This window comes from Actinomadura fulvescens (assembly GCF_039533225.1).
Taxonomy (GTDB): Bacteria; Actinomycetota; Actinomycetes; order Streptosporangiales; family Streptosporangiaceae; genus Spirillospora; species Spirillospora fulvescens.
Genome location: NZ_BAAATD010000007.1, coordinates 535,574 through 548,016 on the forward strand (window position 1 = coordinate 535,574; position 12,443 = coordinate 548,016).

Consider the following 12,443-nt stretch of genomic DNA (forward strand, 5'->3'; position numbering starts at 1 on the left):
TACGTACGTCAAGCCGGACACACTCAGTCCTCCTTGGCGAGCCCATACACGGACTTCGCTCTTTTTCTCCGCAGGTCGCCCACCATCGCGGCTTGCCTGCCCTGCCACTTCCGGGAACCTGCTCTCTAGGTGCTGGCGTCGCGTCCCCGTCAGACAAGGGTGTCGTAGAGCTCATTGACCAGACCACCGACCTGATCGACCAGACCAGCGACCAAGCCCTCACCAACTGGTGCTGCCAGGGCAGAAGTCGCGGTCACCGCGACCAGTGTGAGCGCGGCACCGCAGATGGCGAGCATCCAGCGGCGTGTGGGTTCCATGATCAAGGCTCCTCGGTGTGGTAAACGGTGCGGGCGGTGCTTTCACCAAGCTGTTCTGCGGCCGTGTCGCACCGTGTCTTTGACCGTCAATCATCCCCAAGCAAGTTGTAACTGAGTTCGAGCTCGTCGAGTACTTTCTCGGCTTCTGCGATTTTGCGGCAAAGGCGGCTCAGCCCTGTCACGTCTTCCACGACATCTACCGCCTTGGCCTCGCAGACCATCTTCGCCGCCCTTGAAACCCACTCGGCCCCCGCGCCCTCAGGGCGCGCGCCCGAGCGCGCCCCCGGCCCGGGGACGGCGATCAGTCGACGAGATCCTCTGCCACATCCGCCACAGTCTTTCCGCCCTTCCCCAGAATTTTCTTGAGGATGGGGCCGATCGTGGCCGGTGTGCGCTGGGCGGCAGCGGCCCGAGCGGCGGCGGGGGCGGCGGCCGACGACGCGGCCACGACGGCGGGCACGGTGGTGGGCGCGGTGGTGGGTGCGGCGGCGTGGGCGGTGCCGGTGAAGGCGGTCAGGGCCAGTGTGGCGGCGGTGGTGGTTGCCGTGGTGACGGCGGCGGTCCGGATCAGGGTGCGGGGCGTGGTCATGAGAAGGCTCCGATCGGTGTGCTTGGGGTCGGTGGCGCCTGGCCTGCCGGGCAGGTCTGGTGTGCTTGACGGGTGGGGCATGGCGGCCCGGCCGGTCGGTGAGGGCCGGTGCAGGAAGGTCAGCGGGGCAGCAGGGTCTTCAGCCGACTCAACACAGCGGTGTTGTCGCTGTTGAGGTTGTCCAGCGGCTGGTCGATGATGAGCGTGGAGTGGCAGCTGCTGCCGTCGATGCGGGTGTTGGCGAAAGGATCACCGTGTGGCTCCCGCATTCGACGCTGCCCTGGGGATCGGTGTTGTTGGTGCCATCGGCGCGGGCCGCGCCAGCGAGCGTGGTCGCGGTGAGCGCGGTGGCGGCCGTGGTGACGGCAGCGGTCCGGATCAGCGTGCGGGGGGTAAGCCGCGCAGGCAGCGGCGGTGGCCACGCCTGTGCGTAGGGGCGTAGGCACGCTGGCGGGTGTGGGCACGGCGCGGTTCTCCCCGGGTTCGGTACGGCGGGTGGTGTGCGGAGGCGGTGCGGTGGCTAGAAGCGCAGGGTGCTGAGGAGTCCGCCGACGGTGGAGGATTTGTCGGTGTCGTGCTTGAACAGTTTCTGCCCGAGCACGGTGGCGGCGGCGCACTTGCTGGCCTCCACGTAGGCGCCGGGTGACAGCAGCACGGTGTGGCCGCACTCGGCGGTGGGTGTGGATTCGGGGTCGTTGTCGGCGTGCGCGCTGCCCGCGGTGGTGGTGGTGGTGAACGCCGCCGTGGTCAGCACGGCGACGGTGAACACGGACTTGACCATGACGTGTGGCGACCTTCCGGTAGCGGCCCGGGCGGGCATCAGGAGACCAGACAATGATGATCAACTAATCTAGCGCCCTGAACCCACATGATTACTGATGGTGATCAGCGTGTTGGATCTTGCCCCGCGCCACATCGGGCGGCCCGCACCCCTGGCCGCGCTACCCGCTTGGACAGTTATCGGACTGAACACCCTGGCGTGGCACCTGGAAGCCCGCCGCACTGGCAGCGGCCGATGGCTTGTCGTGCCCTGCTCCTTGTGCGTGGCCACGGGCGCGGTGGGCGGTGGAGCCTGACCAACGGGCCGGTCGCGCTCCCGGGCTAACCGAGCTCGCGCTCCAGGAAGCGGCTGGCGGCCTCACCGGTGTCGTCCAGGTCCTCAGCGCTGGCGCAGACGGCGCTGGCCGTGAAATTGAGCGTGGCGACGACGTCGACGGTGTTACCGCAGACGTTCACAGGTAGGCCGGTGGCTGTTTGGACGACGTTGCCGGCGACGGTACCGAGGTTTCACAAAGTCAGCCGTCGGCGTCGGCGTGAGCAGCAGAGGCCGGAGCGGCCAGCAGCGCCAGGCCGATGGCGGCCGCGATCAGGGCGGTGGCGGCCAGACGCGGCCGGGCGGTCAGGCGGCGGTGACGCACAGCAGCGAGGGCGGTTGACCGGTCCACGGCGGCGTGGTGGACCCAGTGAGATGTCGGGAACCTGCGCCGCGGCGGCACTCCTGCAGTGGTCGAGGTGGCAGTGTACGAGGTGAGTCGTACGGACGTGACCATGCGCCGCCGCGTACGGCACCGAGGAGCAGAAGGCGGAGTGGCTGCCGCGGCTGGCGAGCGGTGAGGCGCTCGGGTGCTTCGCGCTGACCGAGCCGGGCGCCGGGTCGGACGCGGGGTCGCTGATCAGCCGGGCGCGCCGGGCCGAACGGCACCTGACCTGCCCCGGTACCCCTCGCAGCGAGGACCAGCCGGCATACGTCGTCTACACCTCCGGTTCGGCGGGCACACCCAAGGGCGCCCTGGTCTCGCACACGGCTCTGCTGAATTCCACGGCAGTGGGTGTCGACCAGTTCGGCGCGGCCGGCCAGGTGCTCCTGCTGCATTCGCCGGCGTCCGACCTCACCACCAGTGTTGTGTTCTGGACGGTGCTGACCGGCGGCACACTGATCATCGGGGCGTGTGGTCTCGCCGCGACCATCGACCTGGTCCACCAGCACCGTTCCACACACCTCATCTATCCGGCATCGCTGTACAGCGTGTTCCTGGATCGTGCCTCCGAGCGGCCGCCCACCACGCTGCGGGCAGTTGGCATCGGCAGCGAGCGGTGGAGCCCCGCCGTGATCGAGCGGCACGCCCGCCTGCTGCCGAACACCTCCCTGCTCAATGAGTACGGGCCGACCGAAGCGTGTGTCTGCTCCAGCTACGGCCTGGTCTACGACGCCTCGAACGGCGGGCAGGCGCCGATGAGCATCGGCCGGCTGGTGCGCAACACCGGCTATCTCCTCCTGGACACAGGCGGCCGCCCCACCACCGGCACCGGCGAGTGCAGGCGGACCTGATCATCGAGCAGAACGCGACCGCCAAGGGCGACGTCAACGTAGTGTGCGTGCCCGACCTGCAGGAGAAGCGGGCCCGGCGGGATGACCATCCTGTGGGAATACGACACCGACCTGTTCGGCTCCGGCACCGCGAGGCGCAGCGGGTCGCGGACCGGTTCTCCGCAGGGCTGAAGACCGCAGCCCGGACGGTCCCGCTTGCCGTCGCTCCGATCGCCCGCCCTGCGCGCACGCTGTTCGCGATCCACCCGGTCGATGGCGGATCGACTGGTACACGCCGCTGGCCGCCGCGCTTGGCCCCGGCTGGGACTGCTACGGCCTACCGCACGACCTCACCTGCGACGACACAACAATGAACGCTCTGGCCCGACGGCACCTGCGCCAGATCCGGGCAGCAAAGCCCTCAGGCCCATACACCATGGTCGGCTGGTGCATGGCCGCGCCACTGGCCCACGAGATCGCCCGCCAGGCATTCGCCGACGGCGACCGCATCGAGGATCTGATCCTGATGGACCCGCCGCCCGTCGCGCGGCCCGCCAACCCCGATACCGCCCTGATCGGTCCCTGACGGTCGACATCCCGCACCAGACCGAACCCGCCATCGCCGATGCGATCACCGAGACCCGGCACCTTCCGATCCCCGATCGTGCCGCAGCCCTCGTCGACCTCCTCGGCCCCGCCGGTCCGGGCGCTCCCGACCACCCGCTGCTCGGCAAGGTACAGATGCGGTTGAGACTGTCGCGACGGGGCCTGGATCCCGCCCACCATCCGCAGCCAACCGGGAAGCGCTTGGGTGCTTAACGCCCTTCCCGGACTCATCAACAGGCCCACTGGCGGTTCGTCACCGTGATGATTCCTCCCGCCAACGGCAGCGACCCTGGATCAGCACGGTGATGGCCTCACCAGGACGTCGATCACAACTGCGAACAACGCCCATGGAACTGGTGCTCCCTCCCGTATTTCCTTGATCCGCTCCTTGGCGGGACGCCCCGGGGTCAGCGGCTATCGACGAGGGCGTTTGCGGCCCCCGTCGGCCATTGGCGCCGAAACCTATAGCGGTAGCGCCATTTCACATCGCGGTCCAGGAGCGGGCGTCCCACCATCCCAGATGCGTTAAATTCGCTGAGCTTCTCGCTGGAGAGCCCACACATAGTACCATTTATTGTCTTTGAACTTACTTTTCGGGCTATTTTGGGCCATGGCGTTGAGGATGCCCCAGGCCCCGCCCGAGGCTCCAATCATTTGTATTACCTCCTGTAGGGCCGGGCCGTAGACCGCCGCGAGAATCGCGGAAACCGTCCCAACACCTGCAGTGGTTGCCGCCACAGCTCGATTCCGTCGTACGCCATTCATCTCCGCAGTGATTGCGTGAATCTGGTCAAGAATCTCTACAGAAATCCGGTCCAGTGCCCGCTGAGATTGTGTGGCATTCATGCCCTCTTCGAGTTCCAGAAACTTGCCTCGGAGGAAGTTGCGGAACCCAACATAGGAGTTGAATTCGTCAACGGTAATCTTGGCGAAGGTTGGCAAGTCCACTCCATCGATGAACGGAAGCTCAACCTCAAGAATCGGGCGGACAATCTGACTTTTCTCTGGAGAAGCGCCGGATGCATCCACTGCTCGACCATCTGCGATGAGATAGTCGACAGCTCCAGCCATTTCTGATGGCCCGTAGGCGCTCCACTCCGAGGCAGTATCATCCTCCACGCGCTGCCTGGCAGTGAAGTATCGCGGAAGATACCAGGCCAAGCCCGCCCGCAACAAAGGTTCTGCGTCCAGAATCCACCTTCCCAGCTCCGCTAAATCGGAACAGGCCATAGCCACACGCCTATTGGTATACCTATCGGGACCGTTGGCAAAAGATTCTAGGGCGAACTCGTTCATTACGCTAACACCTGTTACCCGATCGTCGGAACTTTCAAAAAGGACATGGAGGTCATGAGATTTGTCGTCCGTGAGCAGCAAAGTATCCGTGATCAGTGTCGCACGCTTCGAAAGTGCAGACAATCCGATGGTGTCGCTAGAAAGCCCAATATAGTAGCGAGAGCGAGTGATCTTCTTTTCGTCCCTGAGTCTCTCGCTCCGCAAGAATCCCGAGCCATGGAAACCCGTAAGATACTTGGCATAGACCTTGGCTGCCGACTCATGATCCTCCCGCACATCCCGAGGAAGGTCATTGAAGAAGTGTCGCATCTCTTTTGCTACGAGCTTGTTCTGAATCTTCTTGTCCCCGTGGCGAGAAAGCATGAAGCAATGATAGGTCGCGGGCATCTTTGCCGGAACACTCGGAGTTGAATCTCAGAAGGATTCATGGCCGGTTGTGGTCTGCGACGTTCCGGGCAGCGCCAGGCCCCCGTTGGCGCGGCCCGTCCCTGGGGTCGTCCAACTGGCTTTCACCTTCCGTGCACACAAGCCCCTCCGACCTTCTCGACGCCAACCCGATGGACCGGATCGCCACCATCAAGGTCCCAAGAGAGTGCCCCGACCCGCCTCCGCCGCCGACGTGGCCAAGGTGCTGAGCACGATCTGCTCACGGCGGCCGCGCAAGGACGTGCCGATCGACCCGCCGCGGTCGGGGCTTTGAGGTGTGGAAGGTCGATCGGGCAGTTCTTGGGGCCGGTGACGGTGCATGGGAGCGGGGCAGGAGTCTGCTGGGTCGAGGTTCAGCCTGGTCGGGGAGCGTTCAAGGTGGTGCGCCATGTCGTCGAAGACGTGGGAGGCGGGCCCTTCGTTGATCTTTGGGAGTTCCCTGCGCCGGATCCGGACGAGGAACTCGACCTCCCAACCATCCCAAGGCGGACGACCACCACCGGCCGCGCGCTGAACCGCCGCACCACCACCTACACAACCCGCCCGGCACCGCAAGACCCTGCGCCTCCCGCGCCCGGTCTTCCGCGCGCCCGCAACGAACCGACGGCGCCGGCCTTTCCGCGACCGCCCGGCACACGCCGCCTGGGCCTGGCCAGCGATCACAACGCCTGCGAAACGACGAAATCCCGCCCGATCACAAAGATCAGACGGGATCCCGTCATCCGACCTAAGGCCATTTCAAGAACGGCCCGGGGAACAAGGCCGGTGTGTTCAACGCGATCGCGGCGTTGGGTGACATGGGCGCGGAACTGCACGGCGCCGTGCAGACCGCCCAGAGTGAGGCCGGCGACGACGAGGCCGAACAGAGTGACGACGCACTGCAGCGCGCCGGTCCTCTCAGTCGTTCCTCGTTCGCGCCGCTGAACGAGTGGTTCACGCCGAGCGGGAGTAGCCCGCGTGGGCGTGCACGCCCGGTCAGACCTTCACTGAGAAGGTGTCCAGGTGGAGGTAGTAGCCGCTGTGCTGGCCCAGCCACAGCACCGCCTCGCCTTCGAGTGTCTCGCTGGTGAGGGGGTAGCGTTTGCTGGCGGTCTCGACCGTGACCTGGACGCGTTCGACGCACCACTGGTCGCTGGTGCGGGGGGCGAAGCGGATGTAGCCGGGGTAGCGGGCGATCGCGGCCAGGTCGAGGGTTCTCGGGTCGTTGGCCGGTGCGTTGTTGGCGGTGGCATCGTCACCGAAGACGATGGTGTCGGTCTTGCCGGCCGCCATGCTGCGCGGGGCGCACCAGAACTCGCGGCCGGCCAGGCCCAGGTAGATCCAGGAGTCGTCGCCGGCGATGGGGTTGTTGTCGCCCTGGGTCTGGGGGGCCCGCTCGGGCGTGGCGGTCTGCAATTCGACCTTAATGCGGCTGATCTTCTCGTTCGGGATCGCGTTCATGGGGATTCCTTCCGTCCGGGGGAGCGAACACACCTCTTCCCATACCTGACGGTCCGGGATCAATTCATCACGCGGCGTAGATAGTTGGGAGATCGCGGCGCGGGCTGGCGTGACAGGCCGGGCTGTAGCGAAGGAGGAAAGGGGGAGGGTCTTCTCCGTGCTGGCCTCGATCACGCGTGAGACCATGAGGCCGCACGCCTGACAGCGTCCCGGGCCTGACGACAGGAACGGGGAAGCGGACGAGGGGCCTCGTGATGACCGCATTCTCCGGCGCGGCGCCCATGAACCCGTCGCCCGCCGGCGACCGGCCGCGCCGGGCAGTGGCGCCGCCGCTGCTGACCATCACCTCCGGCCGCCACGGCCAGTGGTACATCCTGACTCTGGTCGGCGAGCTCGACATCGCCGGCGTCCCCCAGATGCAAAGCGCGATGGACTCGCCGCTGGCCACCATGGACCCGCCGTACATTGCGCTGGACCTGGCCGACCTGAGCTTCTGCGACTCCTCAGGCCTGAACGTCATCCTGCGGGCCTGGAAACGCGGCGCCCAGCAGGGCGGCGAGCTGACCCTGCTGGGCCCTCACCCCCGCGTTACCACCGTCCTTCAGCGGACCGGCCTGGACCAGTACCTGACCGCCGCCTCCCGTCCGGCTGGATCACTTGTGCCTCCGGTGGCGCTGGAGCAGTAGAGGAGCCGCCAGGCAGAAAGCCCCGGCTGTGCGCGTTTCACGGGTGGGTGTGCTGGCCTGGTAGATCAGGTGTCCAGTGGTGGCCTGGCCGTGTCGGCAGGCGGTGGTGGCGGCGGCGCGGTAGGCGGCGGCCGCCTGGTGGTTGCCGGCCTGTTGCAGGTGGTCGGCGGTGTAGGTCAGGTAGGTGCGTAGCCAGTGGCGCGCGATCAGCTGGTGCCAGTACGGCAGCCCGAGGGGGTGCGGGGTCACCGCGGGCGCGCTGGTGTCGATGCGGATCACCTGGAACACCACGCGGGGCGCGGCGGGTGTGGCAGGCGGACCGGGCGGATCGTGGCTGGCGGGTGAGGTGTCGGGCGTGGTCGGCGCGGGGTCAGGGAGCGGGGGCTCCGGCCAGCGCGGGCGGGGTGGCGCTGGTCGGATACGTCGATGGTCTCACCGGCATTGGCGGGAGGCCAGCATCCTCGCGCCTAGCGGCGCGATCAGCCGGGCGCGGCGGGCAGCTCGGGCAGAGTCTGGCAGAGCTGGAACGGCACCCAAGTGCAAACCGACCAGATCAACCAACTGGCCCGAATGCTGGGCTGGGCAGTCGAGGCTGACCTCGGGGCACCTGGTCGCCGTCATCGAGGAACAGCGCCGCTGGGTCCACAACGAGTTCGGCGGTCCCACCCGCTACCTGTTTGTTCAGCGCAAGGCCAACGCCCACGGCACCAAGGCATTCCCGCGCGGCACCTACGCCGACGTCCTGGCCGAGTTCAGCGAGCTGGCTCAGATCACCGACAGCACCGGCCGGCCCGTCAAGCTCAGCCACACCCACCGGTTCCGGCACACCAAGCTGGCCCGCCTCGCCGATTCTGTGAAGCCGTCACGGTGCGTGAAAGCGGGTCTGGGGCAGTCGCACGGCCGCCATCGAACGCGAAGCGTTGACAGCTCATTGACGGGTCACGCACCTCGTGGTTCACTCCGTCCGTCAGACCTCGGTCACATTGATCAGCCAAACCCGGCTCGTGCCGGGCATCGCGATCGCTCCCCGCAACCCCGTGTCGTTCACCACGTCATGGCACCGTCAGGCCACGCTCCAGGCGGGGAAGGGGGCCCCAAAAGTGTTGCGGCTTCGAAAGTCAATTCTCAAGGCAGGTCTGGGGATAGTGATCTCCACCGGGTCGGCCCTGTCCATCGTCACCCCGGCCGGCGCACAACCCTCCCCACCCGCCACCCCCAAGGCGACCTCCGCTGCAACGGGGAAGGTTGTTGCCGGTCAGAACGCCGCAGGAGCCTGGAAGAGCTGGACCTGGGGGTTCCAGCACGTCGGTGACTGCTCGATGTTCGAGGGCGCGACGTGGACGATCAACGATGACGGGACGGCGCACTTCGCCGGCTGGGTGACCAGCAGTGACACCAACGACACATGGCGTATGAGGCTCGTCCTGCTCGACGGTTCCGGCCGAGAGATCGACACCCTCATAGGCGGTCCCCCGGATGCCCCTGAATGGTTCTCGCTGAGCTTGCCGGATCCTCGCTATCGCTACCACTGGGGAGCCTGGGGCTCATACCGAGGGAGCCTCTTTCCGGCTGTTCAGGGAATGCGCATGTATTCCAGGTGTTGAACCAGACCCGATACCAAAGCGGCATGCACCACAGGCCGTCGGGTCCATGACGGATCCGAGCCCCTCACCGCCCACGTTCTCCCGCCGGTTCGCCACCAAGCGTGACCGCTTCACGCACTTTGAGCCAGCCCCGGTTCTCGCAGGCATAGCCGATTGGCGCATGGGTCACGGCAGCCCACAGGCGCGGCCCGCGGAGGCGGCTGCGGGCCTTACTGTCGCGTGACCTTGATGCTGTTCCATGCGGCCTCGAGAGTTGCGCCTTGGGTGTTCATGTTCACGCTCTGGTGGCCTTGGCCGCACGTGGTGTCTGTGTAGGCGTGCAGGACGCCGGTGCCTGCTCGGTAGACCTCGGCCTTGAAGAAGGATCCCTGCTGCAGCGAGGTGAGGTCGATGCACAGATCCAGGGCTGGTCGGGCGGTGCGGGCGACGACATCGCTGTGGTTCCACAGTTGCACGGCGCCGGTGCTGCGCTTGGGTGGCGTGGAGGTCAGTTTGCCGCTGGGGGTGAGGGCCGGGGGGGTGTGGGTCAGCCGTATCGACCGCCAGTCCGGTGTCGCGACGAGCTTGCCGGTTTTGGGGTCCGGTGGCAGGACACGGACCGGTCCGCTGCACTGGTTCTCCTTGTAGAGGACGGCCTGCCGGTCGCTGCGGTTGCTGGCTGCGTTGAGATGCTGCTGGCCATTGGCCTCAGCGAACCCGAAGCAGTCTTCGGTCTGCAGCCTGCCTTGGAGCAGGACGCTGCCCTCGGAGCCGGTGACCTTGCCGTTGCTGTCGAACCGTGCGCCGGAGGTCCCAGTGATCACGGTGGTCTCCGCGCCGGCGTTGACCGGTGGCGCCGCCAGGACGCAGCTCGCCGCCACCGCGACGACCGTAGGCCCGGCAACCTGAGTGAGACTGCCGCCAGAGATGAACACTTCGACCCCCCAAATAACTGATTGTATTCCTTTAGATACTTAAGGTTACATTGTGTGATGTTGGCGCTCCGACGCGCCTGCAAACCTCTGCGATGTCCCTCTCCGTCGCCCCCTGTTGCGGTGATCCCGGCCCTTACTGCTGTCGGCCTGCCGGAGGATCGCCGACGACGTCGAGGAGGCCGGTGAGACCGTCAGTGGCTTCGCCGAGCACAGCCTCAACTAGCCGCGGCACCGCCGGCGATCCGGCTGGCCGACCTCCACTGCCGACCGCGACCGCAGCCGCGCCGACGATGCGGGCGCCGCACACGCCACGTGCCGCTGCCAGCGGCCCGGGCCTTCAAGGTGCCACGCGAAGGTGTGCTTCGAGACCTCTCGCAATTGGGTCAGTAGCGGGTCAGTGCGGGCAAGGTGTGCGCGGGCGGTCGTGGCCGCCGGCGTCAAGATCCAACACGCTGATCACTATCAGTGATCGCATGGGCGCCGTTGGCTAGTTTAGTTGATCATCATTGTCTGGTCTGGCGAGGCCGCCCGGGGCCCGCTGCTGAAAGGACACCACACGTCATGGTCAAGTCCGTGCTCACCACCGCCGTGTTCACTACAGCGGCGTTCACCGCCACCGCCGTGGCTGCCGCCAGCGCGCACGCTGACAACGATCCGGAGTCCACGCCCACCGCCGAGTGCGGCCACACCGTGCTGCTGTCGCCGGGCGCCGAGGTGAGGGGCAGCAAGTGCGGCGCCGCCGTCATGCTCGGCCAGAAGCTGGTCAAAACCGACACCGACAAGTCCTCCACCCTCGGCGGGATCCTCAGCCGCCTGGACTTCTGACCCGCCGCCGCGATCGGCCTTTCACGAGCCTTCGCGCCTGACCTCACCGGAGCACCCGTGCCCACCACCCTCGCCCGCCTGACCGCCACCGCCGTCGCAGCCGCTATGGCCGCCGCGGGCGTGGCCCTGACCGCCACCCCGGCCAGCGCCGATTCCGGCTTCGACATGAATTTCAAGCTCTTTGGCAGTGCCGGCCGCCTGGTTAAGGATGCGAGCGGCGCCATCTGCGACATCAGCGACATCCGCAACCCCGTCGACGAGATTAGGGGCGTGCCGCTGGACGAGTACGTCTGCGCTACTGAGCACTTGGGTGCTGTAGCCATGGAGGCGCTCAACGACACCACCGACAAAGTCGACGATCTCACCGAGTGACCGTTTGGAACCGCCCGCGGCCAGCCCACGCCGACACCGACAGCCTCGGCACCGTCGCCGGCCACACTGTCGACACAGTCGCTGACCTGCCTGCGAACGCCTGCAGCAACAGCCCCTTTGTGGAGCTAATCGACTGGGCTGCTCTACGCCGCCTCTGCGGGAAGACCGCAGAGGACCTCGAAAGGACCGGCAAGGCCTTCAGTGGCGTCCTCGAACACAACCTCAAGTGACAGCCGCGCCACAGACCGGCCCGCGTGGCTGATGCGACGGCCACCGGCGATCACCGTCAAGTGACCACAGGGCGGGCGGCCTTGATGGGCCCGATCGATGTAGTCGATACATACGCAGTACAAGTCACCCATCAGGAGGCGCAGCACTAGCAGCTGATCGCCAAAGCTCGACCGGCGCGTCCGGAGTACGTGCACCCAGTGTTCAGCCCGCGCTACTCACAGAGTGAGGGCAGCAACCGCGGCACCAGCTCCATTCTCGCGCCACAGCCGTTCACCACCGACCTGTCCTTCACCTGGACCAGCCCACACAGCTCGGCCTTTGACCGTCCGCCGTCACCGACGTGCGCCCGCGCTTTGCGGCCACGACTCTTCCGGAGAGCCCATGCCCACCACGCTCGTACGCATCACCACCGTGATCGCCGTGACCGCAGTTTACGCGGCCACCCCGGCCCCAGCCCGGGCCGACAACTTGGACACCTTGGAGGCGTTCGCTCACATAGTCGGAGGCGATATCAGAAACGTCTGCAACCTCGACTTCACCATGGATTTCGAGCACATTGACCTCGTCGATTGGGTGGATAAGAAGCGCTTGGAATTGCCGAAGAAGTCCTGTCAGGAACTCGCAGACGGCCTGCTCGGGGAGGGCGCGGAGACGGTTGGCGACCTCGCTGACGATCTTGTCGAGTGACCGGCTCGCCTAGGGCGTGTTTCGAAGTGCGTGTAGCCATTCGTTGATGGCGGCGACGTGGAGTGTTGCCTGGTAGCGGACGGCGAGCTTTTCGTATCGGGTGGCCATGGCGCGGTGGCGTTTGAGCCGGTTGATGCCGCAC

Annotated in this window: 17 protein-coding genes and 2 pseudogenes; 8 read left to right on the forward strand and 11 right to left on the reverse strand. The window is 66.5% G+C overall.

The features are described from left to right. Window positions 1-149: 149 nt before the first annotated feature. The 7 genes and pseudogenes from ABD333_RS27510 to ABD333_RS27540 all read right to left on the reverse strand — a co-directional run bounded on the left by ABD333_RS27510 (window position 150) and on the right by ABD333_RS27540 (window position 2,351). Window positions 150-317 carry a hypothetical protein gene (locus tag ABD333_RS27510; protein WP_344545383.1) on the reverse strand — a complete coding sequence of 56 codons (168 nt, stop codon included), beginning with the start codon at window positions 315-317 and terminating at the stop codon, window positions 150-152. An 86-nt stretch (window positions 318-403) separates the two neighbouring features. After that, window positions 404-538, reverse strand: a complete 135-nt coding sequence (locus tag ABD333_RS27515) for a hypothetical protein (protein ID WP_344545384.1) — start codon at window positions 536-538, stop codon at window positions 404-406. An 80-nt stretch (window positions 539-618) separates the two neighbouring features. Further along, window positions 619-906: a hypothetical protein gene (locus ABD333_RS27520; protein ID WP_344545385.1), complete on the reverse strand. Its 288-nt coding sequence runs from the start codon at window positions 904-906 to the stop codon at window positions 619-621. Between the two features lie 119 nt (window positions 907-1,025). Further along, window positions 1,026-1,175: a hypothetical protein gene (locus tag ABD333_RS27525; RefSeq protein WP_344545386.1), complete on the reverse strand. Its 150-nt coding sequence runs from the start codon at window positions 1,173-1,175 to the stop codon at window positions 1,026-1,028. A gap of 251 nt (window positions 1,176-1,426) precedes the next feature. After that, window positions 1,427-1,687, reverse strand: coding sequence for a hypothetical protein (locus ABD333_RS27530; protein ID WP_344545387.1), 261 nt, complete (start codon window positions 1,685-1,687; stop codon window positions 1,427-1,429). Between the two features lie 320 nt (window positions 1,688-2,007). Beyond that, window positions 2,008-2,175, reverse strand: a pseudogene (locus tag ABD333_RS27535) (chaplin family protein); the annotation flags it as partial. A gap of 26 nt (window positions 2,176-2,201) precedes the next feature. Continuing rightward, window positions 2,202-2,351: a hypothetical protein gene (locus ABD333_RS27540; RefSeq protein WP_344545388.1), complete on the reverse strand. Its 150-nt coding sequence runs from the start codon at window positions 2,349-2,351 to the stop codon at window positions 2,202-2,204. A 116-nt stretch (window positions 2,352-2,467) separates the two neighbouring features. On the opposite strand from ABD333_RS27540, the pseudogene ABD333_RS27545 reads away from it, so the two are divergent. Further along, window positions 2,468-3,235, forward strand: a pseudogene (locus tag ABD333_RS27545) (AMP-binding protein); the annotation flags it as partial. Between the two features lie 277 nt (window positions 3,236-3,512). Next, entirely contained in the window at window positions 3,513-3,800 is a 288-nt protein-coding gene (locus ABD333_RS27550; protein ID WP_344545415.1) for a thioesterase domain-containing protein, read from the forward strand. 545 nt (window positions 3,801-4,345) lie between these two features. On the opposite strand, the gene ABD333_RS27555 is transcribed toward ABD333_RS27550, so the two are convergent. Together ABD333_RS27555 and ABD333_RS27560 are read right to left on the reverse strand one after the other, a co-directional pair. Continuing rightward, window positions 4,346-5,479, reverse strand: a complete 1,134-nt coding sequence (locus tag ABD333_RS27555) for a hypothetical protein (protein WP_344545389.1) — start codon at window positions 5,477-5,479, stop codon at window positions 4,346-4,348. Between the two features lie 1,038 nt (window positions 5,480-6,517). Beyond that, complete coding sequence (locus ABD333_RS27560; RefSeq protein WP_344545390.1) at window positions 6,518-6,982, reverse strand: hypothetical protein; 465 nt, start codon at window positions 6,980-6,982, stop codon at window positions 6,518-6,520. Between the two features lie 254 nt (window positions 6,983-7,236). Between ABD333_RS27560 and ABD333_RS27565 the strand changes: the two genes are divergently transcribed. Then, window positions 7,237-7,668, forward strand: coding sequence for an STAS domain-containing protein (locus ABD333_RS27565; protein WP_344545391.1), 432 nt, complete (start codon window positions 7,237-7,239; stop codon window positions 7,666-7,668). On the opposite strand, the gene ABD333_RS27570 is transcribed toward ABD333_RS27565, so the two are convergent. Continuing rightward, window positions 7,636-7,947, reverse strand: a complete 312-nt coding sequence (locus ABD333_RS27570) for a hypothetical protein (protein ID WP_344545392.1) — start codon at window positions 7,945-7,947, stop codon at window positions 7,636-7,638. The genes ABD333_RS27565 and ABD333_RS27570 overlap by 33 nt on opposite strands. A gap of 704 nt (window positions 7,948-8,651) precedes the next feature. Between ABD333_RS27570 and ABD333_RS27575 the strand changes: the two genes are divergently transcribed. Then, window positions 8,652-9,272, forward strand: coding sequence for a DUF6294 family protein (locus ABD333_RS27575; protein ID WP_344545393.1), 621 nt, complete (start codon window positions 8,652-8,654; stop codon window positions 9,270-9,272). 209 nt (window positions 9,273-9,481) lie between these two features. Here ABD333_RS27575 and ABD333_RS27580 read toward each other — a convergent pair whose 3' ends face one another. Continuing rightward, window positions 9,482-10,132, reverse strand: a complete 651-nt coding sequence (locus tag ABD333_RS27580; protein ID WP_344545394.1) for a hypothetical protein — start codon at window positions 10,130-10,132, stop codon at window positions 9,482-9,484. A 615-nt stretch (window positions 10,133-10,747) separates the two neighbouring features. On the opposite strand from ABD333_RS27580, the gene ABD333_RS27585 reads away from it, so the two are divergent. The 4 genes from ABD333_RS27585 to ABD333_RS27600 all read left to right on the forward strand — a co-directional run bounded on the left by ABD333_RS27585 (window position 10,748) and on the right by ABD333_RS27600 (window position 12,301). Next, window positions 10,748-11,011: a hypothetical protein gene (locus ABD333_RS27585; protein WP_344545395.1), complete on the forward strand. Its 264-nt coding sequence runs from the start codon at window positions 10,748-10,750 to the stop codon at window positions 11,009-11,011. A gap of 57 nt (window positions 11,012-11,068) precedes the next feature. Continuing rightward, window positions 11,069-11,383, forward strand: a complete 315-nt coding sequence (locus ABD333_RS27590) for a hypothetical protein (RefSeq protein ID WP_344545396.1) — start codon at window positions 11,069-11,071, stop codon at window positions 11,381-11,383. Then, window positions 11,380-11,613 (forward strand): hypothetical protein, encoded by a 234-nt coding sequence (locus ABD333_RS27595; protein WP_344545397.1) that lies wholly within the window; start codon window positions 11,380-11,382, stop codon window positions 11,611-11,613. Before ABD333_RS27590 ends, ABD333_RS27595 begins: the two co-directional genes overlap by 4 nt. 382 nt (window positions 11,614-11,995) lie before the next feature. Continuing rightward, on the forward strand, window positions 11,996-12,301 hold the full coding sequence (locus ABD333_RS27600) for a hypothetical protein (RefSeq protein WP_344545398.1): 306 nt from the start codon (window positions 11,996-11,998) through the stop codon (window positions 12,299-12,301). Window positions 12,302-12,443 lie beyond the last annotated feature (142 nt).

Bases quoted from the DNA above. Each gene is read 5' to 3' on its own strand.
- ABD333_RS27515 (WP_344545384.1), bottom strand. From the start codon at position 538: ATGGTCTGCGAGGCCAAGGCGGTAGATGTCGTGGAAGACGTGACAGGG.
- ABD333_RS27560 (WP_344545390.1), bottom strand. From the start codon at position 6,982: ATGAACGCGATCCCGAACGAGAAGATCAGCCGCATTAAGGTCGAATTG.
- ABD333_RS27525 (WP_344545386.1), bottom strand. From the start codon at position 1,175: ATGCGGGAGCCACACGGTGATCCTTTCGCCAACACCCGCATCGACGGC.
- ABD333_RS27510 (WP_344545383.1), bottom strand. From the start codon at position 317: ATGGAACCCACACGCCGCTGGATGCTCGCCATCTGCGGTGCCGCGCTC.
- ABD333_RS27555 (WP_344545389.1), bottom strand. From the start codon at position 5,479: ATGCTTTCTCGCCACGGGGACAAGAAGATTCAGAACAAGCTCGTAGCA.
- ABD333_RS27565 (WP_344545391.1), top strand. From the start codon at position 7,237: ATGACCGCATTCTCCGGCGCGGCGCCCATGAACCCGTCGCCCGCCGGC.
- ABD333_RS27530 (WP_344545387.1), bottom strand. From the start codon at position 1,687: ATGGTCAAGTCCGTGTTCACCGTCGCCGTGCTGACCACGGCGGCGTTC.
- ABD333_RS27585 (WP_344545395.1), top strand. From the start codon at position 10,748: ATGGTCAAGTCCGTGCTCACCACCGCCGTGTTCACTACAGCGGCGTTC.
- ABD333_RS27600 (WP_344545398.1), top strand. From the start codon at position 11,996: ATGCCCACCACGCTCGTACGCATCACCACCGTGATCGCCGTGACCGCA.
- ABD333_RS27520 (WP_344545385.1), bottom strand. From the start codon at position 906: ATGACCACGCCCCGCACCCTGATCCGGACCGCCGCCGTCACCACGGCA.